The following is a 24040-nucleotide window of genomic DNA, read 5'->3' as shown; positions in this document are numbered from 1 at the left end:
ATTTTTAGCATACGAAACGGCTCAACGCACCGTTTAAAAACCATAACCTAAAAACTTAGAACCATGGCAAAAGGAACCGATACCCGAAAGGAACAAAAAAAAGAACCGGCCAAGACCTTGAAGGAAAAAAGGCTCGAAAAGCAGGAAAAGAAAAAAGGCAAAAAAGAGTAAATGAAAAACCACCGCAACGACACGGTGGTTTTTCTTTTTTAAAAAAACTAAAACAAATTTTGTAAGCGCCTTTCTTCCACGAACTGCCAGTCGGCATGGCGCTTACTTGCCCTGTTCCAAAATTAGTGCGGCCGAAACAGATCGGCAATAGGGCAAATGCCGTATTTTTTATAGGGATTTACCTATCGGATTAAAGGCTGGTTTTCGTTGTGGCGACGAATTTGATTTTTACGACCAAAACGCATTGATTTTTTTTAGACCTAACAGGTTTGGGAAACCTGTTAGGTCTAAGGTCGCAATTTTTCAATATCGTCAATTACAGATTCTCTGCCGAAAATCTTAAAACCAACACATTAGAATTGATTTTCGCTTAACATTGGCCTTTCTAAATTTGAGGAAAACCACTTATGCAAGCCAATTGGATCATCATAGCGATTGTAATCGCTGCCGCCATAGCCCTGATTTTTTTCTTGAACAAACAGAACCACAAAGACCAGAAGGATTACGAGGAATATCTCAACAACCAAAGCCGTCCGAAAGACGAAAAAGATATAGACGACGGCTTATGACTGCAAATAATCGGGCAAGACTTTTCCCGGATTCAAAATGCCGTTCGGGTCAAAAACGTCCTTGATACCTTTCATAAGCAAAAGCGAAGTCTGTCCGAACGCGATGTCCATATAGTTTTTTTGCACATAACCGATTCCGTGCTCGCCCGACAACGTTCCTTTTAACGAAACCGTCAGTTCGAAGATTTCGCGAATGCCTTTCGGAACTTCGATTTTCCACGCTTCGTCGGACATTTCGCCTTTTACGATGTTCACGTGAAGGTTTCCGTCGCCCGCATGTCCGTAGCAAACCGATTTGAAACCGTATTTGTCGCCAATAAACTTGATGCCTTTGAGCAACATCGGCAACTCGTAACGCGGCACGACCGTATCTTCTTCTTTATAAACCGAATTGGATTTGACGGCCTCTCCTACCGCACGTCTTAATTTCCACAGCGCGTTTTTGTAATCTTCGGTATCGGCAAACAGGATTTCGTCTATGTTGAATTGTTCGACGACTTCTGTGATTTTTTCGGCCTCGGCAAACAAAACGTCGGGATAATTCCCGTCGACTTCGATCAGCAGATGCGCTTCGATCCCATCTTTGATCGGCACATTTACTCCGTCTACGAATTTCATCGTCCAGTCGATCGCATCGCGTTCCATGAATTCGAGCGCACTCGGAACGATTCCGGCCTTGAAAATCCTCGAAACCGCTTCGCAAGCCTGAGCTCCGTCATAAAAAGGCACGAGCATCAAAATATTGTGGTTATTCGCCGGGAGCAGTTTCATCACGATTTTGGTAATGATGCCCAATGTGCCTTCGCTTCCGACCATCAATTGCGTCAGGTTGTAACCCGTGGAGTTCTTAAGCGTATTGGCGCCCGTCCAGATGATATCGCCATTGGGAAGCACGACTTCTAGATTGAGCACGTAATCCTTTGTCACGCCATATTTGACAGCTCTGGCGCCACCGGCATTTTCCGAAACGTTTCCGCCGATGAAACAACTCCCTAAACTGCTTGGATCGGGCGGATAAAACAGCCCTTTTTCGGCTACGGCTTCGCGAAGATTATGCGTAATCACGCCCGGCTCGACCATTACCTGCAGGTTTTGTTCGTCTATGTGGATGATTTTGTCGAAACGATCTGTCGAAAGCGCAATCCCGGCGTGAATCGGCAACGCACCTCCACTCAATCCGGTTCTTCCTCCGATTGGCGTAACAGGGACATTCCATTGGTTGGCCAACTTTAAAATCGTCGAGATTTCCTCGGCTGTTCCGGGTTTTACGACAACCGACGCGGGAAAAACGTAATCTTCGGTTTCATCATGCCCGTAATCGTTTCTGGTTTGGGCATCGGTAAAAACGAAAGATTGCCCAACAACGGCTTCGAGTTGGGCAATCATTTCCTGGTTTATATCGGCAAATTTCATAGTATCGGGATAAAACCCAAAAGTACTACTTATTCAAGATTTATTTGTTGGGTTGTGGCGTGAGTCTCAAATACGGTTTTACAGATTTGTAACCTTTTGGGAATTTCTGCAACGCGTCTTCGTCGGATACGGCGGGAACGATCACGACATCTTCCCCGTCTTTCCAATTGGCCGGTGTCGCCACTTGATGATAGGCCGTAAGCTGGAGCGAATCGATCACGCGTAATAATTCGTCGAAATTGCGTCCGGTCGAGGCCGGATACGTCATCGTGAGCTTGATTTTCTTGTCGGGTCCGATGATGAATACAGAACGCACCGTGAAATTCTCGCTCGCATTCGGATGTAACATATCGTATAAGAGCGCAACCTGTTTGGTCTCGTCGGCGATGATCGGATAATTGACTGTAGTGCCTTGTGTCTCGTTGATGTCTTTCACCCATTGGTAATGCGAGTCGATATTGTCAACAGACAGCGCGATGACTTTTACGTTGCGTTTCTCGAATTCGGGAATGTATTTGGCGACCGTGCCGAGTTCTGTCGTACAAACTGGCGTAAAATCCGCCGGATGCGAAAAGAAAACCGCCCAGGAATCACCGAGCCATTCGTGGAAATTTATTGTGCCTTCGGTGCTTATTGCGGTAAAATCGGGCGCGATGTCGCCCAAGCGTAGAGATGCCATATCGTAAGTGTTTATCAGGTTCACTTTAAAGATAGGTAATTTAAAAACCGGGCTAAGTCGTTGATTGCGTTAAAATTGTGGTAATTGGGAACGAAAACGTTTTAGTTGGTGAATGGTGATTAGTAAATAGTGATTAGTAAATAGTGATTAGTAAGTAGTGATTAGTAAGTAGTGATTGGTAAATAGTGAATAGTAGATTGTAATATGGGTTGATATGGCTCTTGCGATTACATTCTTGATCACTGCGAATTCACCAATCACTATTTACTAATCAGCATTTCCAAATCTCAAATCCCACCCAAAATCCAATACCAAAAAGCCAACGTCAAAAACGACAGCGGAATTCCGACACCGATCATCATATTGCTCAATTTCGGTTTGAGGCCGTGGCTTGAGGCCAATACCGAAGCGGTAATCATGGGCGCCATCGCAGCTTCCATAATCGAGACATCGATCGACAGGCCGCTTTGGTCGAACGCCATTTTGTAAAGCAACAGGAAAAAAGCCGGTGTCATGAAAAGTTTGAAGAAAAGTCCGAGTGCCAAAAACGACCAATGTTTGCTGCGTTCACCTAATTTGAGTTGCAGTCCGACGGCGACCAAAGCTATGGGCGTTACGGTATTTCCGAGCTTTTGGAAAACCGATTGCAGCATGTCGGGAAAATCGGTGTGGATCAAATTGAGCAATATCGCGACCGCAAAAGCAAGGAACGGCGGAAAGAACGCAATCTTCATCGCGATGGCCTTCGCACTCGGCACGCCTCTCGAGTACATAGCCGCCACCGTTATGCCTAAAGTCGCCATGACCATAAATGAACCCGGTTGGTCGACGATGATCGCCGTCTGCAATCCTTTATTGCCGTACAAAGCCTCTATTATCGGGAATCCGACGAAAGACGTATTGCCCAAACCCGAAAGCAAAATAAGGCATCCGGTGAGTTTTCTGGACCATCCGAACAAGCGTCCTAAAGTCGCGAAGAAAATCCATGACAGTAAAAACCCGATCCAGGCGATGCCGAGCGGGAAAAGCAGTTCGCTCGAAATCTGGATTTTAGGTATGTAAAACAGCGCCAAAGCCGGTAGCGAAATGTGTATCACGAATTGGTTCAACACCTGATGGCTGTTGGCTGGAAACGCTTTTGCGAATTGCAAGGCGACACCAACTCCAAGACAAATGAACAACAGTAAAATACTTTCCATCGCGACAAAAGTAACGCTTTCATTTCCAATAAACAGAAACTATCGACTACTTAAAATTTAACGCATTTCATCGATTTTAACGAAATTTTAGACCACCTCTCGATTAACGGCAAACGCTTCGCCGTATTTTCGCAAACATAAATATTACAGAATGATTTCAGGTAAATTCGCTATAACGCTCCATATCCTTACTTTGCTTTCGAAGCATAAGGACGAATTCCTGTCTTCGGAATTCATCGCCAACAGCCTTAACATGAACCCGGTTTTGGTTCGTAAGGAAATCGCCAACCTTAAGAAAAACGACGTCGTGGAAAGCCGCGAAGGTAAAAACGGAGGAACGCGTCTGTTGCGTGCGGCCGATACCATTACGCTCGATGACATCTTCAAGATCACGTTCGACCACGTTACTTTGGGCTATTCCAAAAACGAGCCGAATCAGGAATGTCCTGTGGGGAAAAGCATCAACCAAAACCTGCAGAACCTTTACGACGATTTGAACAACAACATCAGCAAACAGCTCAGCGAGGTGTCGTTGCTCAACTTCTCGGATACTTTCTGACGGCATAACACATTTATTTAAATTTGGTGAAATCCCGGAACGATGTTTCGGGATTTTTTTTGGCCGCGGGATTGTTCCTATATTTACCGAAACAACACACGAAACCTATCCTTGACCGCAAAAAAGAACATATCCGCACTTACCGAAGTTAACGGGGTCGACCAACCTGAAGCGGTCAGTTCGTCAGCGGCTAGAAATCTCGTATCCAAACGACAGCGCAGCGTATCGGCCCAAGACCTCATTAACGGTATTTTCGACGGAAACATCACTGCTTTGAGCCGCGCGATCACGCTTGTGGAAAGCACGAATCCCGAACATCAGCAAAAAGCGTCCGAAGTGATTTCGGCCTGTCTTCCCAAAGCCAACAATTCGGTTCGGATCGGGATTACGGGTGTGCCCGGCGTCGGCAAAAGCACTTTTATAGAAGCGTTCGGAAAGTATTTGACAGGTATAGGAAAAAAAGTAGCCGTACTCGCCGTCGATCCCAGCAGCTCGCTTTCGCACGGTAGCATTTTGGGCGACAAAACGCGGATGGAAGAATTGGTCAAAGACAAAAATGCGTTCATCCGACCTTCGGCTTCGGGCGAAACTTTGGGTGGCGTGGCGCGCAAAACCCGAGAAACCATTACGCTTTGCGAAGCTTTCGGATTCGATACGATCATCATCGAGACTGTCGGCGTCGGGCAATCGGAAACCGCCGTTCACGGTATGACGGATTTCTTTTTATTGCTTCAGATTGCAGGCGCCGGAGACGAATTGCAAGGCATCAAACGCGGCATTATGGAAATGGCCGACGCGATCGTGATCAACAAGGCCGACGGTGACAACATCAAAAAAGCGAAACTCGCCAAAACCGAATTCGGGCGCGCCCTGCATTATTTTCCGCAAAAAAGCTCGGGCTGGATGCCGACCGCGCTCACTTGCAGTGCGATCACCAAAGACGGGATTCCTGAAATCTGGGAAATCGTTTCGGCTTATCTAACTCTGACGAAAGAAAACGGCTATTTCGAAAAACGTCGCAGCGAACAGAACCTCGAATGGATGCACGAAGCGATAAACGAGCAGTTGAAACTGAATTTTTACAACGACGGAAAAGTGGCTTCGACGATAGACAACACCAGAAAAAACGTCATGGAACACCGCCTCTCTCCTTTTTCGGCCGCCCAGGAATTACTCAAACTGTTTTTGGGGAAATAACTTTAGCACGCCAGCATCAAGCCTTTACTCTTCGTAACGCTCGATCTCGCGGTCGTAGAATTCGTTGGCAAGCTTTACCAGATTCTCCATTTCTTCCTGAAGCTCTTCCTCTTCCTCGTCGTCTATGTCGTCAATGATCTCGATCTCGTCGTCTTTGAGATTGATGATGAATCGCGGATAATCGAGGTGGATGATGAAGATATCGTCCGGATGATCGGTATTGTCGCCGAGCAAGAATTTAGGAAGTTCCATTTTTGAGAATTTGATTTGGAGATCAGCAGATTTTAGATGGTATATTTTCAGATATCAGACCTAAGACCGACATTCATCCGTCGATCTGAAAATCTGCGATCCGTCAATCCCTTATCTATCCACCAACTCTTCTTTTACAAGTTTTTGCGTCACAAAGTTGAAGCGAAGATACAAAAATATGGCGGCTGCGGCCAATCCGGCGAGCAAACCGATCCAAACGCCGAAAGCGCCGAGTTTCGTGAATTGCCCCAGATAGAACGAAATCGGAAATCCGAAAACCCAATACGCGACAAACGTAATGTACATCGGAATCTTTACGTCCTGTACGCCTCTCAAAGCGCCGAGAACCACGGCCTGGACGCCGTCGAAAAGTTGGAAAAGCGCGGCGATGATGAGCAATTCGGACGCAATTGAAATGACTTCAAGATTGTCGTGTGCCTGCAAACCGTTGTCGGTATCGAGGAAAAATTGAGGCAGGTACGCGTGGAAAACGATGAACAGCAACGCGAACACCGTCTCGATCAGAATCGTGATCAAAAATACCGAACGCGCCACGACAATCAGTTTCCTGAAATCGTTGAACCCTCGCTGGTTGCTTACGCGGATCATGGCCGTGACGCTGAATCCCATCGCGAACATGTAAGTAAGCGTCGCCAAACTCAACGCGATCTCGTTAGCCGCCTGACTCGTCTTGCCCAAATTTCCGCACAACCAGACCGAAGCCGTGAACAGCGCGACTTCGAACAACATCTGCATGGCCGAAGGTCCGCCTATGGCGATTATTTTCCTGATGACGCTTTTCTTGAGTTCCGAAAACGAAAACCCGTGGAAATACTTGTCGAGTTCTTTTTTGCGCGACAACATGAAGTGCATCACGAGAACCATTACGATACGCGATATGACCGTTCCCATCGCCGCCCCGACGATTCCCATTTTCGGAAAAATCCAGATGCCGTAAATCAACACGAAGTTGATCGGTACGTGGATGATGTTGGCCAAAACGATCGCATACATAGAGAATTTGGTCAGCGACATGCCGTCGGCGAATTGCTTGTATCCTTGATAAACGATCATCGGAATAAGCGAAAATGCCACCCAATCGAGATACGGTCCGGCCAAGACGATGACTTCTTCGGGCTGGCCCATGAAATGCATCAGCGGTTTCGAAAAATACACGATCGCGAACATCGAGATACCCAAAACCGTACACAGGAAAAGCCCGTGATGGAACGCCGAACGCACCTGGCCGTCGTCTTTCGCGGCATCGCCTTCGGCCACGATCGGCGTAATTGCAGTAGAGAATCCGATTCCGATAGACATTGCGATAAAGATGAAGCTGTTTCCAAGTGACACAGCCGCCAATTCTGCCGAACCCAAACGCCCGACCATCAATTTATCTACGATTTGGATCAATGTATGACCGATCATGCCCAAAATGACGGGATACGCCAATTTGATGTTTTGGGAAAATTCTTTTGTATAAGTAGCGAGTGACATAGCTGATTTTCGAAAGCAAAGGTAGACCGACCAAACCGAAATATCGCGGCCAAATGGCGTGTAATATGTTAAAAAATGTTAAGTATGATAACAAGCATGAACAATTCTTAAAATCCTTAATCACATCTAAACCCTTATGGATTAAGGCTTTCAAAATTTGTCGGAAATGGTATATAAAATTATCTGAAAACTATGTAAACACGCTCAAAAACCCCGATTCTATATTTGATTCACTAAACCGGCACAACGTTGCCTCCAAATGTTAAACCTAAACACTTGCATCATGAAATCGATCAAAATCAAATCACTATTGCTTACCGCCGTTGCCGTGTTCTTCTTTACGACGGCAATGTCGGCACAGAGCGCGGGCGTAACGACCACACCAGCCGAAGACGCCAACTACGACAAAGGTTTCCGACTCGGATTCGGGATCGCTCCCGGTTATGTATTCGAAGATCCTTACGGATTCGGATTGGGCGCAGACGTACGACTTCAATACGACTTCTCGAAACGTTATTCAGTCACATTGACCACCGGTTATACGCATCTGTTCGGAAATGAAGTAGACGGCGTAGATGTTGACGACTTAGGATTCATTCCCGTAAAAGCCGGTTTCAAGGCTTTTTGGTGGGAAGACCAGTTCTATGCGATGGGTGAAGCCGGAGCCGGATTCGCCGTTACCGGAGATTACGACGACACTACCGCGATTTTGTCGCCAAGTATCGGGTGGGCGAACAAATATTTCGACGTGAGTGTGCGTTATGAATATTATTCGGATTTCCCCGGATACAGGAATGACGCTTTCCGCGACGGGAACCATCAGATCGCGTTGCGCTTCGCCTACGGATTCAGGTTATAAGCTCAAAACACTATATTATTTGGAAACGCCTCCTTTTTCGATCTCGGGAGGCGTTTCTGTTTTGGATTTAAGCCACGAATGGCACAAATTTCACTAATTCACTCAATACTTAATTAATGAAATTCATGCCATTCGTGGCTAACTTATTTCTCGCTCTCAAGCTGTTTGCGGAAGGACGTCATGTTTTCCTTTACCTCGTCTTCGAGTTCGGGATGTTGGATGTCTTTGTATTTTTTGAGTTCGTCAAGGATGATTTTTGCGACGATATAACGGGCCGAAGCCTTATCATCGGCGGGAATCACGAACCAAGGCGCGTTTTCTTTAGACGTGGCGTTGATCGCGAGCTGGTAACATTCGCGGTATTTGTCCCAAAGCGCGCGTTCTTTTAAGTCTCCTGGAGAGAATTTCCAGTTGTGCTTCTCTTCTTCCAATCTTCTCAACAACCGTTCGCGTTGCTCTTCTTTCGAAAGATGCAGGAAAAACTTGAGCACGATCACGCCGTTCCGCGAAATGTGTTTCTCGAATTGGTTGATCGATTCCATGCGGTGTTCCCAAAACTTTTCGTCAATATCGCCTACCGATCCGATTCCCGGAATGTTTTCGTTGAGGATGTATTCGGGATGCACGCGCGTCACCAAAACGTTCTCATAGTGCGTCCTGTTGAATACGGCCATCTTGCCTTTTTCGGGCAACGCGAGATAATGCCGCCACAGGTAATCGTGTTCGAGTTCGGTCGAATTCGGCGTCTTGAAACTGTGCACGACCACGCCTCGCGGATTGATTTCCTTGAACACTTCGCGAATCAGGCTGTCCTTTCCCGAAGTGTCCATACCTTGAAGGCAAATCAAGACGCCGTATTTGTTATGGGCGTACATCTTGTCCTGGATCTTGCTCAAATCGTCGCGGATTTCGGCGAGCGCTTCCTCTGTCGCGTCTTCGTCCGATTTGAGGTCGAATACTGTCGGAATGGCCGACAATTGAACAGAAGAAGTCACTCTGAAATCGGATGCGGAAATATCTTTCATAATTGCGAATGGATTGGTCATAAGAAAATTACGGATTTAAAGTGTGATAACCTTATTTTGAATGTAAATTTGGATGTACCGCAAACCCAATCCGCATCCTGATGAAACGCTTCTCACTCGAACTCCTGTACCACATCGTCGGAATCGGTTCGGCATCCGGCCTGTTTTACGCGGATGGTTCGGTATTCATCGCTTCGGACAACGCGGGTTATCTGTACGAATTCCGAACGAAAGACCAAACTCTGTCTAAAATCAAACTGTTCGATTCGCAAACGCTCGAGAACATTCCCAAAAAACACAAGCCCGATTTTGAAGCCGTAGCCCAAAAAGACGGCAAACTTTATCTGTTCGGTTCGGGTTCGACCGACAAACGCAATGCGGTCAGCGTCGTCGATGTGAAAACGAAGGAAATCACGAATCAAGACCTATCGGATTTGTATGCCGAAATGCGCCACGTTTCGAAAATCGATGCCGACAATTTCAACCTCGAAGGCGCTTTTGCAACCGACGATGCGTGGTTTTTCTTCCAAAGAGGAAACGGAAGCGGCGGAAACAACGGGATTTTCAAAATCATCGGAAGTTTGGGGAAGTTCTCTAAAGTGAACTACCTGCCGATGGAATTGCCCAAAATCAAACATGTCACGACGAGTTTTACCGACGCCATCCTGATCGACGACACAATTTGGTTCCTCGCCACGGCCGAAGACACCAATTCGACTTATGAGGACGGAGAGGTTTTGGGAAGCCTTATCGGAAAAATAGATTTCGAAACGATGCAAGTCGTGTTTTCCGAACAGATTACCGACAAACAGAAATTCGAAGGCCTGGCCTTATATTCGAAATCGGACAATGAAATCTCATTCTTTTTGTGCGAAGACAACGATACGGACGGGATGGAATCGGGGATTTTTTTGTTGAAAATGTCGTATTGATTATTTTTATTGTCATTTTTTATTGGCCCAGACTATACCATAACCTCCACGAAAACAGGCTCAAATGAATAACATCAATAAAAAATAAAAAACAATTCCAACCTTTTCCACGATTCCGCTATCTATATTAAAAAAGCCAACGACGTGATCAACGATACTCTCATACAAGCCTGCCGCCGGATGCAACGCGACGCACAACGGCAAGTGTACGACGCGATGGCGCCCAAGTTGTACCGTACGTGTAAAAGGTATCTCAAAAAGGAAGAAGAGATCGAAGAAGCCTTGGCGGACGCCTTTTACACTATTTTCACCAAACTCGACCAACTCAAGGAAAACGGCGCTTTCGAAGCCTGGGCACGTCGGATAACGGTAAATATGTGCCTGCAGCAACTGCGTCGCAACGTAAATTTCAACTTGTACCTCGAAGACCAAAAAAGCATCAAGGTGGCCGACAACGTGCAACACAATGCGCTCGAGGAAGAAGACTTACTCAAATTGGTGACATTGATTCCCGAAGGTTGCCGAACGATTTTCAACCTGTTCGTCATAGAAGGTTACGGCCATAAGGAAATTGCCGATATGCTTTCGATTTCTGAAGGCACGTCTAAATCGCAACTCAACGTGGCCAAAACCAAACTCAAGGAATTGGTGAACAACTACTATTACCAACAAGCAAAATGACGATGGAGAATCAGGATAAAATTTTCGAACAGATAAAACAGGCGGCCGACAACTCCGAGTCGAAGGAGTTTCCCGCACTCGAATCGGTCTGGTCGCGCGTCGAGGACAAACTCGACAACAAAGTGCTTACCAAGCAAAACAAGAAATGGAAACAATGGGCAGTGGCGGCTTCGGTCGTGGCAGTTGTGTCGTTGGGTTATCAGTTGTTCAAGGCCGAAACCGAAACGCCTGCCCAAAATAACGGGAAAACATTCGTGGTGAAGGCCAACAAAATGCCGGAAATCAAACGCCAAAGCGATGTCGTATCGGCTCCGATAGATACATCTTCGGTAATAAAAAAAGACGCGGGCACTATTTTGAAAAGGCAACTCGAAACCCAGCCCATCGTGGCGCGATCGGAAGAACAAAGCCTTTCGACGGCAACCGAACCAGTTGCCACACCACACCGTCAAGCAATGGAAATGAGCGCACCGGCTATGAAATCGGTTGTCGTGGCAGACGCCAAGGAAGAAATGCATAAAGCAGAAAAAGAAGACAGCGACCGCGACGACAATTCAGAAGAAATGTTCAAACGATCGCGTACCAAAGGCATCATGGCAAAAGGACGGGTTTTTGATGCGCACATCGTGACATCGGACGAAGACAACCAAACCGAAACCAAAAAAACCAAAACGCAAATGCCCGCCGGCAAACAAAAACCTCTGCTCATCGTAGACGGCAAACCGCTCGTGGCCAAAACCCAAAAAGAATACGATTCCAAACTCAATGAAATGATGGAATCTGTACCCACCGAACGCGATACGGTATTTTACCTCAAAGAGCCGCTTTATATCATCAACGGAACCGAATACAGCGAAGATTCGCTTTTCGGGGCGACGCCAACGAGTCCTTATGCGCCTCTGAACCTGCAGGAAGAAGGCATGACGACAAGAATCTACACCGGAAAAGAAGCCTTGAAACGATTTGGCGACAAAGGGAAAAACGGTGTCATCGTAATCACGACCAAAAACGGAAAACCGGCGGCAAAGCAGAAATAATTTTCAATAACCTTAAGTAACAAACAATATCATGAAACAACTCAAAATCGTTTCGTTGGGCGTAGCCATGCTCATAAGTTTCCTGTGTTTTGCAGGAAACCGAAACACAGAACTGCACATTTCCAAAATCATTTCAGGAAGAGTAACCGACGCATCGGGTGCATTGCCAGGCGTCAGTATCAATGTCAAAGGCGGAAAAACAACGGTCTCGACCGATGTGAACGGCATGTATTCCATCGAAGCCAAAGAAGGCGACATTTTGATTTTCAGCTACATCGGCTACAAAACCCAAAAGATACGCGTGGGCAAGACGAACACCATCGACGTAATATTGCTAGAAGACGTCCAGACTTTAGGTGAAGTCATAGTACAAAGCCAAGCCGATGACGATTACGACAGCAAGCCTTATAAACAACGAGAGCAAACCGAATCCAAAAAAGACAAATCGGCCCAACCGGCCCCAAATGCAGTCATGGCGCTTCAAGGAAAAGCTTTGGGTGTAAAAGTCAATACGACCAATTCTGCCGTCAATTCGAGCACTCGCGTGGTATTGCGCGGCAATCGTTCATTGACGCAAAACAACGAGGCTTTGGTCGTGATCGATGGGAAAGTCGCTTCGACAGCCGAATACCAAAAGCTCGCTCCCGACCAGATCGACAACGTGAACGTGCTCAAAGGCGCTCAAGGAACGGCCCTTTACGGCCAGCAAGGTGCAAATGGTGTAATTGTCGTCAACACTAAATCTGGCGCTTATCAGATTCAGAATGCGGTCGAACCTAACGACGAAGATTATGATTCCTTTGTAGAAAACGCGTTCACAAGCCCCAAAAACGAACCGCTTTCGACATTTTCGATCGACGTCGACAACGCTTCTTACACCAATGTACGCCGCTTTTTGAACAACGGCCAGAAAGTGCCCAAAGATGCCGTGAGAGTCGAAGAAATGGTCAACTTCTTCAAATACGATTATCCGCAGCCTAAAGGTGAGCATCCGTTTTCGATCAATACCGAAATTGCCGATTGTCCTTGGAACGCGAACAACAAAATCGTCAAGATCGGGCTTCAGGGCAAAAACATCCCGACCGACAATCTGCCATCGTCAAACTTCGTATTCCTGATCGACGTCTCGGGTTCGATGTCGAGCTACAACAAACTGCCGCTTCTCAAAGCTTCGATGAAACTGCTCGTAGCCCAATTGCGAGACGAAGACAAAGTGTCGATGGTGGTTTATGCCGGAGCCGCAGGAATGGTTTTGCCTCCGACAAAAGGAAGCGAAAAAGCCAAGATCATCGCCGCGCTCGACAATCTCGAAGTCGGAGGAAGCACGGCCGGTGGCGCGGGAATCGAGCTAGCGTACAAAACCGCGTCCGAGAACTTCATAAAAGGCGGCAACAACCGCGTGATTTTGGCTACGGACGGCGATTTCAACGTGGGCGCATCCTCGAATTCGGATATGGAAACGTTGATCGAGGAAAAGCGCAAATCGGGAGTTTTCCTGACTGTTTTAGGCTATGGAATGGGCAATTACAAAGATTCCAAAATGGAAATTTTAGCCGACAAAGGAAACGGGAATTATGCCTACATCGACAACATCCAGGAGGCGAACCGCTTTTTGGTCAAGGAATTCAACGGTTCGATGTACGCGATCGCGAAAGACGTGAAAATCCAGATCGAATTCAATCCGAAACACGTGCAGAGTTATCGTCTTATCGGATACGAAAACCGAAAATTGCGCCCCGAAGATTTCACGAACGATGCGATCGATGCGGGCGAACTCGGCAGCGGACACAACGTCACGGCTTTGTACGAAATCATTCCGCAAGGCGTGAAAAGCGAATTTTTCAACGAATCGACGAACCTTAAATACACCGATCAGAAAAACGTCGATCCGAAGTTTACCGACGAACTCGCGACCGTGAAATTCCGATATAAAAAGCCCGATGGCGACAAGAGTACCGAAATGGTACACGTGATCGGAACGACATCGCAGGAAATCGCCAAAGCTTCGGCCGACATGCAATTCGCAACCGCCGTGGCTTGGTTCGGACTCAAGCTCCGCGAATCGAAACTGATCTCGAACATTTCGACCGAAGACATCAAAAAACTCGCGAAACAAGGGCTTTCGAAAGACGCCGACGGTTATCGCGCAGAATTCATCCGATTGGTGGAAAGCGCACAGACGTTGGGTTATGCAAAGAATTAGTTTTTATTTTTTATTGTTATTCTTTATGCTATGTGTTCCGAAATGACGGCCATATCAATAAATAATAAACAATGAAAATAGAAAATAACGAATTAGTGATTATTGATTTTGGCGTCCGGTTCGGTGCTTGCTCGAAGAAAATCCTAAACCGTGCCGGGCGCTTTTTTTGATCACGTCAGTACCATTTTTAGTTGGGTTAAAAGTTGGTTTAGCTGGAAAGGACGGATTTTACCGTCCTTTTCTTTTTCCAACAAAAAAGGACGACCAAAGCCATCCTTTTCAAATTTCGAAGTATTAAGAAGTACTGTTTTTACTTCTCAATCTCTCTCAGATTCTCCATTTTCTTATGTGCCAAAAAGCCTTTGATGTCTTCAAAGTGCTCTTTTACGCGCTTGTTTCCGAATTCGAAAACCTTTGTCGCCAATCCGTCGAGGAAATCGCGGTCGTGGGAAACGAGGATCAACGTGCCGTCGAAATCGTTCAAAGCGTCTTTGATGATGTCCTTGGTTTTCATGTCGAGGTGGTTTGTCGGCTCATCGAGAATCAGTACGTTGACCGGTTCGAGCAATAGTTTTACCATCGCCAGACGCGTTTTTTCGCCACCCGAAAGCACTTTCACTTTCTTTTGGATGTCGTCTCCCGAAAACATGAACGCGCCCAAAATGTTTTTGATTTGGGTACGGATGTCGCCGAATGCGATGCGGTCGACCGTTTCGAAAACCGTGAGCTCACCGTCCAAAAGCGACGCCTGGTTTTGCGCGAAATATCCGATTTGGGCGTTGTGCCCGATTTCCATTTTTCCGCCGTCGTAGTCGATTTCGCCCATGATGGCTTTGATCATCGTCGATTTTCCTTCGCCGTTCTTGCCTACGAAAGCGACTTTCTGGCCTCTTTCCACAACCAAGTTCGCATCTTTGAAAACCACGTGGTCGCCATAACTTTTCTTGAGTTCGTTTACCACGACCGGATATTGGCCCGAACGTGGCGAAGGCGGGAATTTCAAGCGCAAAGCCGAATTATCGACTTCATCAACCTCAACAATCACAAGCTTTTCAAGCATTTTGACGCGCGATTGCACCTGAAGCGTTTTCGAATACGTGCCTTTGAAACGCTCGATGAATTCGGTGTTTTCGGCAATCATTTTCTGTTGTTCTTCGTATGCTTTTTGCTGATGCGCGCGTCTGTCTTTCCTGAGTTCGAGGTAGTGCGAATATTTGGCTTTGTAGTCGTAAATGCGACCCATCGTGACCTCGATCGTACGATTCGTGATGTTGTCGACGAAAGCGCGGTCGTGTGAAATCACGATAACCGCCTTGGCCGAATTCACCAAAAACTCCTCGAGCCATTGGATCGATTCGATGTCCATGTGGTTCGTCGGCTCATCGAGAAGGATCAAATCGGGTTTGCGAAGCAGGATTTTGGCAAGTTCGATGCGCATTCTCCATCCGCCCGAAAATTCAGAAGTCGGACGTGTGAAATCTTCGCGTTCGAATCCTAATCCTTTCAAAACTTTCTCGACTTCTGCCTCATAATTGACTTCTTCAATCGAATAGAATTTCTCTGAAAGTTCCGAAACGCGTTCGATCAGTTTCATGTATTCATCGCTTTCGTAATCCGTGCGCACCGTCAATTGTTCGTTGATGTTGTCGATTTCCGATTTCATCTGGAACACTTCGGCGAATGCCTTCGACGCTTCTTCCATTACCGTCGCGTCGTCCTTGGTAAGCAAATGCTGTGGCAAATACGCGATCACGGCTTCTTTCGGCGCAGAAATAGTGCCCGAACTCGGTTTGTTCACGCCCGCAATGATTTTGAGAAGCGTCGATTTTCCCGCTCCGTTCTTGCCCATAAGCGCGATTTTGTCGTTCTCGTTGATCGAAAACGTGACGTCGCTAAAAAGTGTCGTGCCTCCAAATTGCACGGCTATATCGTTGACCGTAATCATAGTATCTGTTTTTTTGAAGGCGCAAAGATAATTGTAGCATCATGAATTTTGATATATTTGGCTGCAAAATAAATTTCGATGAAAAAAAAATTACTCCTTTTCGCAGCGATGCTGCTTTTTTCCAGTAACAGTCACGCTACGCGATATTATGTCAACGCTTCGGCGACCGGCAACGGCAATGGGTTAACTTGGGTAAATGCGTTTACAAGTCTTCAAGCTGCCATAAGCGCTACTATTGCAGGAGATGAGATTTGGGCCGCGACCGGAACATACAAGCCGGGAACTTCACGATCTGCGTCATTCGTCATGAAAAACGGCGTTAATCTCTACGGGGGATTTGCGGGAACCGAAACGATGCTGTCCGAGCGAAATATTGCAACGGCGCCAACGACTTTGTCGGGCGATATCGGAACGCTGGGAAACAATAATGACAACAGTTACAAAGTCATGAAAATCGAAAACATCACAATCGGAATTACGTTGGATGGTTTTCGAATCGTTTCGGGATACAATCAAAATGACGGTTCTGAAGGCGCGGGCGCTTTCATTCAGGACAATCCGGGAATAATCACGATCAAAAACTGTATTTTTTACGACAATTACGCATACGGCTACGGCGGTGGACTCTTTATCGACCAATCCGATGTGAATTTCGAAAATTGCGAATTTTTGTATAACTCGAATTTTGATTACGGCGGCGGAGCGATTTACGCTTCGAATGTTTCGGGCTCTAATATCACTTTAATCAAATGTAAATTTGTCGGAAACACATCGCGTTCGGGCGCAGCAATCAGCTTTGACGGACCGAACCTTATAATCGACCGTACGGTATTTTGCGGAAATGCCGCAACGTCGTACAGCATTATCGGCGTTGGCCCGACACAGACTTTTAAAATGACGAACTGTCTGGTTGTCGGCAACCAATTTGGCGGAAGCTATGGTACCTTGATGAGCATCAGTCCGCCAAACGCAAACAGTTGTTATCTGGTCAACAATACGATCTGTCATAACAAAAGCACGACACCCGATGCGATGTTGTATCCTGGAATCAGGACGTTGAATAATGGCGCGCATTTTAGAAATTGCATCATTTACGACAATCATACTTCAGGCGCTTATCAATTACCGTCTACCAACTATACCGCGAACAATATATTGTCTGGAAGTTTGCCGACCGGAACGAATAATGTTTTTACCGATCCGCTTTTTGCAAATCCGGGAAGTTTAGCAGGCGCGCCATTTGACTCGTCGGCATTTGACTATTCGCTGACTTCTTCTTCGCCGGGCATAAATTCTGGAAACGCGACATATTTGATTGCCGGCTACAATACGTTGGATTTAAATGGAAACGAACGGATCCAACAAGGTGTTGTCGACCGCGGCGCGATTGAAAGCCCGTTTTTGTCTACACCCGAACACGTTTTGGGTGCGGCTGATTATATATTCTCGGATGGCGTGCTGACGTTTAAAAACATCGACGATTTCGCCGGGAAAGACCTGACGATTTACAACATGCGCGGACAATCGGTACATTCCGTTCGAATCGAAGAAAACGGCATTCGCCTGAATCTTACATCGGGGCTTTATTTTGTAAGCATCGACAATAAGTCAATTGCGAAAAAAATCATCGTTCCTTAATTTCGGGATTATAGAGATCATTCCACGTTTAAAAATCGCCGTCGTCGTTAAAATTATGGACGAACTTCATTCCGCTTTTCTAGGGGTTCGGACAGATGCTTTATTTTCGGGGAGTTAGACATAAGCCATCGCGGAAGTTTATTTCGTCAAAACTAAATCCAATGAGTGCTATTGCCGATTCGTAGCCATAGACGTCTCCCTTATAATTGAAGAATTCTTCAAAAAATGGCATAGATGCTTTCTTTGAGATTTGATTATCCCGGACACCAATAAACCAGATTGATTATCTTAGTATAAACAACTACCTTATGAGAAAACTTCTATTTTTAATGCTGATGCTGCTTTCGTTCGCTACCGGTTTCGCCCAGGAGTTCTGGCGCAAAGCCGATGAACGCGAAGCCTCCAAATCGGGCAAAAAAGAGCGGACGTCCATTCCGCAGAAACAGCAGTTCTTCAAATTGGATCTCGATGCTTTTAAACTGGCATTGTCAAACGCTCCTATGCGCAGCCAAACATCAAATCTTGTGCTTCCTTTCCCGGACAGCGACGGAAACGTCCAACACTTCCGCATCTGGGAAGCGCCCGTTATGCATCCTGATCTCGCGGCGAAACATCCTGATATCAAATCGTATATCGGACAAGGTATAGAGAACAAATCGTCAATCATCCGCTTCAGCGTCACGATTTTCGGCCTTCATACGATGACGTTGGCGGCCAACGACGGCACGTCTTACATCGATCCGTATTCGAACGACGGCCAATATTATGTTTCGTACGCGCGTCAAGGCCTGACTTCGATGAGAAGTTTTACCTGCCTCACGACAGACGAACAACCCCAACTGCGCATCGAAGACATCAACGCCCTTCCACTCGACAACGGCGTGCACCGCACCTATCGCACAGGAATCGTAACAACGGTCGAATTTTCGGCCTTCCACATTGCAGCTGCAGGTGTCGAGGCTGGCACTTTGGCCGAAAAGAAAGCAGCGGTTTTGGCGGCGGTCACCATCACGATAACGCGTGTCAATTCTATGTTCGAACGCGATCTGTCGGTTTTCCTGCAATTGATTCCGAACGAGGAAGACGTGATTTTCGTCGATACGGACAATCTTACTGATGACGATGTTGGCGCGTTGATCAACGAAACACAAGCCACCATGGACGATATCATCGGAACCGAAAACTACGATTTTGGGCACGGCGTCGGAACTTCTGGCGGCGGACTAGGCGGCGGACAACCATGTGCCGAAGGTGCCAAAGCATTCGGCGCGACCGGACTTGGCGCACCTGTAGGCGATCCGTTCGACATCGATTATGTCGCACACGAAATGGGTCATCAGTTCGGAGCGGCGCACACGTTCAACAATTCGTGCGGCGGCAACCGAGACAACAACTGGTCGTACGAACCGGGTTCGGGAAGTTCGATCATGGCGTATGCCGGAATTTGTCCGCCGAATATCCAAAACAATTCGAACGCCCAATTTTTTGCGGGAAGCATCGCCCAGATCCGCAATACGATCAACGGCAACGGCGGAAGCTGCGCCGCAGTGACAAGCAACAACAACGCGCGTCCGACGTCGAATGCGGGAAGCGACTACACGATTCCGAAAGGCACGGCTTTTATCCTTACGGGTTCGGCCACAGATGCCGACAACGATGCCTTGACGTATACTTGGGAACAATACGACAGGGAAATCTCGACCCAACCGCCGGCCGCGACTTCTACTAACGGGCCTAATTTCAAACCGCAGGTCCTGACCGATGTTCCCGTGCGTTACCTGCCCCAATTGTCGGACGTTTTGGCCAATAACCTCACGCCTACGTGGGAAGTGATTTCGAATGTCGGACGTGAATACAATTTTGCGTTTACGGTACGCGACAATCACCTGAACGGTGGCGAATCGACTACCGATTTCATGAAAGTGAATGTAGCGGGCGCAGCCGGTCCGTTTGTGGTCACTTCACCTAGTTCGGCTTTAAGTTGGCAGGCCGCCTCGAACCAAAACGTGACCTGGAACGTGGCCGGAACGACCGCAAATGGCGTCAATACGCCGACAGTCGATATTTTGATGTCGACCAACGCCGGTTTGAATTTCAACATCGTATTGGCAGAAAACGTGCCGAACGACGGATCGGAAACCATCAGCGTGCCCAATCTTCCGGGAACAGCCAACCGCATGATGGTGCGCGGTCACGGTAACATCTTTTACGACGTTTCGAACCAGAATTTCGCGATAACGGCTCCGACGGCAACTTTCCTTTTGGCGGCTCAAGGCCAAAGTCTCAATGCGTGTCAGGGAACGGATGTCACGTATACTTTAGATTATACCAACGTGGCCGGGTTTTCGGGTACGACGAATTTCACGATCGGCGGGCTTCCGGCAAATGCGACGGCGACTTTTAATCCGACTTCGACAAATTCCAACGGTATCGTTTCGCTCCAGATTGCAAACACTGTGACTTCTCCTATCGGATTTTATACCCTTACGATTACGGGAACTTCGGGAAGCATCGTCAAAACGGCTACCGTCTATCTGAATTTGCTTAGTCCGAATTTCACTAACCTTACACTTAACGAACCCGCCAATCTTGCCGTCGGGATCGCAACCACCGATACGATGACCTGGAATGCCGATCCGAACGCTTCGGCTTATGACGTACAAATCGCGACCGATGCGGCTTTTGCGAACATTGTCGCTTCGGCAACCGTGACCTCGAATTCTTATACGTTTTCCGGGCTTTCGGAAGCCACGATTTATTATTGGAGAGTCAAACCAAAAAATGCGGCTTGCGAAGGCTCGTTCAGTACGGCATTGCAATTTACGACGGGGCAACTCGAGTGTAACGATTTTGCGGCCGTCGATGTGCCCGTGGAAATTCCGGCCAGCGAAGAAATCACCGTTGCGGGTTACCTGAATCTTAGCGAATCGTTCGAAATACAGAAAGCGACCGTTTCCATGGATATTTCCCATACTTGGGTGACCGATATGGCCGTGACGCTTATCAGCCCGACGGGAACGGAAATTCACCTGTTCAGTCATGTGTGTGGCGATGCGGACGATGTATTGGCTACATTCGATGACAACGGAGCGACGCTCAATTGCAACGGAACGCCTGTAATCAACGGGGCTTTTAGACCTGAAACTCCATTGGCCAACCTTATTGGTGAAAACAGTGCAGGGCAATGGGCTTTGCAGGTTTACGACGAATATCCCGAAGACGGAGGTTTCATCAATTCGTGGTCGTTGAACCTGTGCAGCATCGAGCCAGCTTTGTCGGTACGCGATGACCAACCTATCGACTTTGTTTTGTATCCGAATCCGAACAACGGCAGCTTCACGATACAGCTCAACGGCTATAATGGCGATTTCGATTTCAGGGTGTACGACATGAGAGGCCGACGTATTTTCGAAAAGAAAACGGTTTCCGGCGGCGGTATCCTTTTGCAGACCGTGAACCTCAACGTCGAGGCCGGCGTTTATCTGATCGAAGTGGAACACGAAGACCGACGCAGCGTAAAACGGTTTATCGTGAATTGATGCGACAACTTAAAAATAAAAACAGCCGGACTCACATCCGGCTGTTCTTTTTTACTTAAAACTGATTTCTCAATTTCCGAAACCTCCGTCGATATCAAGGCTCGCACCGTTGATGTAGGCTGAATCAGGTCCGGCGAGGAAAGAGACCAATGCCCCGATTTCGCTCGGTTGCCCATAACGACCTACCGACAGATACGGTTTCAGAACGGCAGAGAAAGGTCCGTCTTCTGGATTCATATCGGTATTTACCGGGCCGGGTTGCACGTTGTTGATCGTGATGCCAAGCGGGCCCAAATCGCGAGCCAATCCACGGGTAAGACCTTGGACGGCTGCCTTGCTCATCGCATACACGCCTCCGTTCGCAAACGGCATGCGGTCTGCGTTGATGCTTCCGATATTGATGATGCGCCCGCCACGTTGCAAGTGTTTTGCCGCTTCTTTGATGGCGATGAAAGGCGCACGGACGTTAATCGCGAAGGTCTTGTCGAAATCTTCGATCGAAAATTCATCCAGAGGCGCCATGATGGCAACGCCGGCGTTGTTGACCAGAATGTCTAGTTTTCCGAACTCGGATACGGTTTTCTTTACGGCTTCCGAAAGTGATTTCTCGTTTGAGCTGTCGGCTTTGATCGGCAAGGCTTTTACGCCCAAAGATTCTATTTCTTTCGCCAATTCGAGTGCTTGAGATTCGCCTCCTAAATAGGTGAAGGCTACGTTTGCGCCGTCTTGGGCTAGTCTTCTTACGATTGCTGCTCCTATTCCGCGGCTTCCTCCGGTTACGATTGCTGATTTTTGTGTTAGATGTGACATGACTTTAATTTTTTAATTGTTTATCCTTTTTTTTGTTTTGAAATCGGCTTTAGATGTCGCTGATTTACAGTTACAAAGTTGGGTCGGAACGTCGTGTCCTTCCATTGATAAAAGGCATAAAAAAACCTTGACAAATGTCAAGGCTGTAAATCTTAGCCACGAATTACACGAATGGCACTAATAAAAGTCTTTTGATCTATAGCTATTATTTTTTTAATTGATGGCTTCTGACACGGCTCAAGGTTTCGGGTGTGATGCCCAGAAAAGAGGCTATCATGTGCAAAGGCACTCGGTTGCTCATATCGGGATAGGTTTTGAGGAATTGGGCGTATTTTTCTTCGGCCGTGTGCATGATGTTCGAATTGACGCGGTTCTGTAACGCGATGAAACTGCGTTCGAGCAGATCGAATATGAAATTGTTGAGCGCCGGAATTTTCATGCGGATTTCGCGAAAATCGGCTTTTGGAATCAAAATGACTTCGGAATCCTCATAAGCTTCAATGTTGTATCGTGCGGGTTCACCCGTGACGTAACTTTGTCGGTCGCCCGTCCACCAATTTTCTGGACAGAATTGTATGATGTGTTCCTGGCCTTTGTCGTCTACGCGATAAGTGCGCATCAAACCTTTACATACGAAAGCGTCGTATTTCCACACGTCGCCTTCCTGCAGCAAGTATTGGCGTTTACGAAGTCTGCGCTGTATGGCTACCTGCTCGATAAGCGCGAATTCCTGTTCGGTAATCGGGAACTTGGCGTGCAGGTAATCGTGGAAAATATGAAGCATGGATTGAAGGTTGTTTCGTCTTTCGTATTGTAATTGACCATAGCTAATTTAGGAAATCTGGTTACGACATGATGACCCTTAAAATGCGGTTTAAACCTAACAGGTTTTGGAAACCTGTTAGGTTTAAAAGTATGGGATATACCGTTTGGTCCAAAACAGATTTTCTGTCATTTGTGTTAAAATTTAAATCCGTCAGACAAAAATTTGATAATCTGCGAAAGCGAACTTCAAACTACAAGACGGTAATCCAAATCCCAACAGGAATACAAACTCGGCATAAAACGCATTCTCTCGAATCGAAAAATTAGCGCTTGAAATTTCTAAATCCTCAAACGACTGTTGACCTTCAAACGAAAAATTGCGAAATCCCATAAAATTCAAAGTCAACAAAGAACCGTCACCTTTATCGATACTTATCGAGATGATTTTATCGGAAAATCCGATCTGCAGACTTTCAACGCTACAATCGTGCAGTTCCAAACCATTCAGACGCTCCAATTTCTCTTGCATAAAAGTCACGATTGGTCTGAACGCCTGATTTCATACCAACATTCGGGTCCGTCATCGTACAGGAAATTTTCGGTATGTTGAAGCCCACATTTTTCGAGCACCCGACGCGAAGCCGCATTTCCGGCCGCCACGAACGCATTGATGACGGGAAGTTTCATTTCGTTGAACCCGTAATCTATCCAAGCCTTACCGGCTTCGGTCGTGTAACCTTTGCCCCAGAATTCCTCGCGAAGCCTGTATCCGAAATCGTAAAAAGTCTCGCGTCCGTTCACGTTGCGCTCAAGTTTGAGTCCGGCCCATCCCAAAAATTCGCCCGACGATTTGTCGGTCACGGCCCAACGACCGATCCCGTTATCGACATACTGTTTGGTGATGATAGCGATCACGTTCTGGCTTTCTTCTATCGATTTCACAGGCTGGTTGCCCAAAAACAGATGTACGTTCGGATTGGAATCGAGTGCGAACATACCCGCGTCGTCGGACGGCTGTAACGGTCGAAGCAGTAGTCTTGAGGTTTCTATGGAAGTTTTCATATCCAAAT

At 47.0% G+C, this 24040-nt stretch carries 20 protein-coding genes; 10 read left to right on the top strand and 10 right to left on the bottom strand.

All coding sequences use genetic code 11. The annotated features are described in order from the left end of the window. Positions 1–578 precede the first annotated feature (578 nt). Positions 579–740 (top strand): hypothetical protein, encoded by a 162-nt coding sequence (locus HZF10_RS09285; protein WP_176005918.1) that lies wholly within the window; start codon positions 579–581, stop codon positions 738–740. Here the strand turns inward: HZF10_RS09285 and HZF10_RS09280 are convergent. From HZF10_RS09280 to HZF10_RS09270, 3 genes are all read right to left on the bottom strand, one after another. Further along, positions 735–2153 (bottom strand): FAD-binding oxidoreductase, encoded by a 1419-nt coding sequence (locus tag HZF10_RS09280; RefSeq protein WP_176005917.1) that lies wholly within the window; start codon positions 2151–2153, stop codon positions 735–737. The two genes, HZF10_RS09285 and HZF10_RS09280, sit on opposite strands and share 6 nt — an antisense overlap. Before the next feature lie 40 nt (positions 2154–2193). Beyond that, positions 2194–2832 (bottom strand): peroxiredoxin, encoded by a 639-nt coding sequence (locus HZF10_RS09275; RefSeq protein WP_176005916.1) that lies wholly within the window; start codon positions 2830–2832, stop codon positions 2194–2196. A gap of 287 nt (positions 2833–3119) precedes the next feature. Beyond that, positions 3120–4031 (bottom strand): AEC family transporter, encoded by a 912-nt coding sequence (locus HZF10_RS09270; RefSeq protein ID WP_176005915.1) that lies wholly within the window; start codon positions 4029–4031, stop codon positions 3120–3122. 151 nt (positions 4032–4182) lie between these two features. Between HZF10_RS09270 and HZF10_RS09265 the strand changes: the two genes are divergently transcribed. Both HZF10_RS09265 and meaB read left to right on the top strand, forming a co-directional pair. Next, a complete protein-coding gene (locus tag HZF10_RS09265) occupies positions 4183–4590 on the top strand; it encodes an Rrf2 family transcriptional regulator (protein ID WP_176005914.1) in 408 nt (135 codons plus the stop codon). 111 nt (positions 4591–4701) lie between these two features. Next, positions 4702–5787: a methylmalonyl Co-A mutase-associated GTPase MeaB gene (meaB, locus tag HZF10_RS09260; protein ID WP_246282525.1), complete on the top strand. Its 1086-nt coding sequence runs from the start codon at positions 4702–4704 to the stop codon at positions 5785–5787. A gap of 24 nt (positions 5788–5811) precedes the next feature. Here the strand turns inward: meaB and HZF10_RS09255 are convergent, their stop codons facing one another. Beyond that, complete coding sequence (locus HZF10_RS09255) at positions 5812–6039, bottom strand: DUF8828 family protein (protein WP_176005912.1); 228 nt, start codon at positions 6037–6039, stop codon at positions 5812–5814. 111 nt (positions 6040–6150) lie between these two features. Further along, complete coding sequence (locus HZF10_RS09250) at positions 6151–7536, bottom strand: MATE family efflux transporter (RefSeq protein ID WP_176005911.1); 1386 nt, start codon at positions 7534–7536, stop codon at positions 6151–6153. Positions 7537–7819: 283 nt separating this feature from the next. Between HZF10_RS09250 and HZF10_RS09245 the strand changes: the two genes are divergently transcribed. After that, positions 7820–8395 carry a hypothetical protein gene (locus tag HZF10_RS09245; RefSeq protein ID WP_176005910.1) on the top strand — a complete coding sequence of 192 codons (576 nt, stop codon included), beginning with the start codon at positions 7820–7822 and terminating at the stop codon, positions 8393–8395. 143 nt (positions 8396–8538) lie between these two features. Here the strand turns inward: HZF10_RS09245 and HZF10_RS09240 are convergent, their stop codons facing one another. Then, positions 8539–9420 carry a PPK2 family polyphosphate kinase gene (locus tag HZF10_RS09240; RefSeq protein ID WP_176005909.1) on the bottom strand — a complete coding sequence of 294 codons (882 nt, stop codon included), beginning with the start codon at positions 9418–9420 and terminating at the stop codon, positions 8539–8541. A gap of 101 nt (positions 9421–9521) precedes the next feature. Here HZF10_RS09240 and HZF10_RS09235 point away from each other — a divergent pair, with 101 nt between their 5' ends. The 4 genes from HZF10_RS09235 (at position 9522) to HZF10_RS09220 (ending at position 14273) form a co-directional block, all read left to right on the top strand. Next, complete coding sequence (locus tag HZF10_RS09235) at positions 9522–10352, top strand: DUF6929 family protein (protein WP_176005908.1); 831 nt, start codon at positions 9522–9524, stop codon at positions 10350–10352. Positions 10353–10532: 180 nt separating this feature from the next. Beyond that, positions 10533–11033 (top strand): RNA polymerase sigma factor, encoded by a 501-nt coding sequence (locus HZF10_RS09230; RefSeq protein ID WP_176006076.1) that lies wholly within the window; start codon positions 10533–10535, stop codon positions 11031–11033. Between the two features lie 2 nt (positions 11034–11035). After that, positions 11036–12070, top strand: a complete 1035-nt coding sequence (locus HZF10_RS09225) for a hypothetical protein (RefSeq protein ID WP_176005907.1) — start codon at positions 11036–11038, stop codon at positions 12068–12070. Positions 12071–12101: 31 nt separating this feature from the next. Beyond that, positions 12102–14273, top strand: coding sequence for a VWA domain-containing protein (locus tag HZF10_RS09220; RefSeq protein WP_176005906.1), 2172 nt, complete (start codon positions 12102–12104; stop codon positions 14271–14273). A gap of 310 nt (positions 14274–14583) precedes the next feature. Here the strand turns inward: HZF10_RS09220 and abc-f are convergent, their stop codons facing one another. Then, entirely contained in the window at positions 14584–16218 is a 1635-nt protein-coding gene (gene abc-f, locus HZF10_RS09215; protein WP_176005905.1) for a ribosomal protection-like ABC-F family protein, read from the bottom strand. A gap of 78 nt (positions 16219–16296) precedes the next feature. Between abc-f and HZF10_RS09210 the strand changes: the two genes are divergently transcribed. Together HZF10_RS09210 and HZF10_RS09205 are read left to right on the top strand one after the other, a co-directional pair. Then, the gene (locus tag HZF10_RS09210) at positions 16297–17856 is read left to right on the top strand and encodes a T9SS type A sorting domain-containing protein (protein WP_176005904.1); all 1560 of its coding nucleotides are present in this window, start codon (positions 16297–16299) and stop codon (positions 17854–17856) included. A gap of 308 nt (positions 17857–18164) precedes the next feature. Continuing rightward, entirely contained in the window at positions 18165–21395 is a 3231-nt protein-coding gene (locus HZF10_RS09205) for a reprolysin-like metallopeptidase (protein WP_176005903.1), read from the top strand. Positions 21396–21464: 69 nt separating this feature from the next. Here the strand turns inward: HZF10_RS09205 and HZF10_RS09200 are convergent, their stop codons facing one another. From HZF10_RS09200 to HZF10_RS09190, 3 genes are all read right to left on the bottom strand, one after another. Then, positions 21465–22205, bottom strand: a complete 741-nt coding sequence (locus HZF10_RS09200) for an SDR family oxidoreductase (protein ID WP_176005902.1) — start codon at positions 22203–22205, stop codon at positions 21465–21467. 205 nt (positions 22206–22410) lie between these two features. Continuing rightward, positions 22411–22989, bottom strand: a complete 579-nt coding sequence (locus HZF10_RS09195) for a Crp/Fnr family transcriptional regulator (RefSeq protein ID WP_176005901.1) — start codon at positions 22987–22989, stop codon at positions 22411–22413. A gap of 515 nt (positions 22990–23504) precedes the next feature. Then, positions 23505–24032: a GNAT family N-acetyltransferase gene (locus HZF10_RS09190; protein WP_176005900.1), complete on the bottom strand. Its 528-nt coding sequence runs from the start codon at positions 24030–24032 to the stop codon at positions 23505–23507. Positions 24033–24040 lie beyond the last annotated feature (8 nt).

This window comes from Flavobacterium agri (assembly GCF_013401995.1).
Classification (GTDB): Bacteria; Bacteroidota; Bacteroidia; order Flavobacteriales; family Flavobacteriaceae; genus Flavobacterium; species Flavobacterium agri.
Note: the sequence above shows the minus strand (reverse complement) of the source record. Positions and strands in the feature narration are given on the sequence as shown.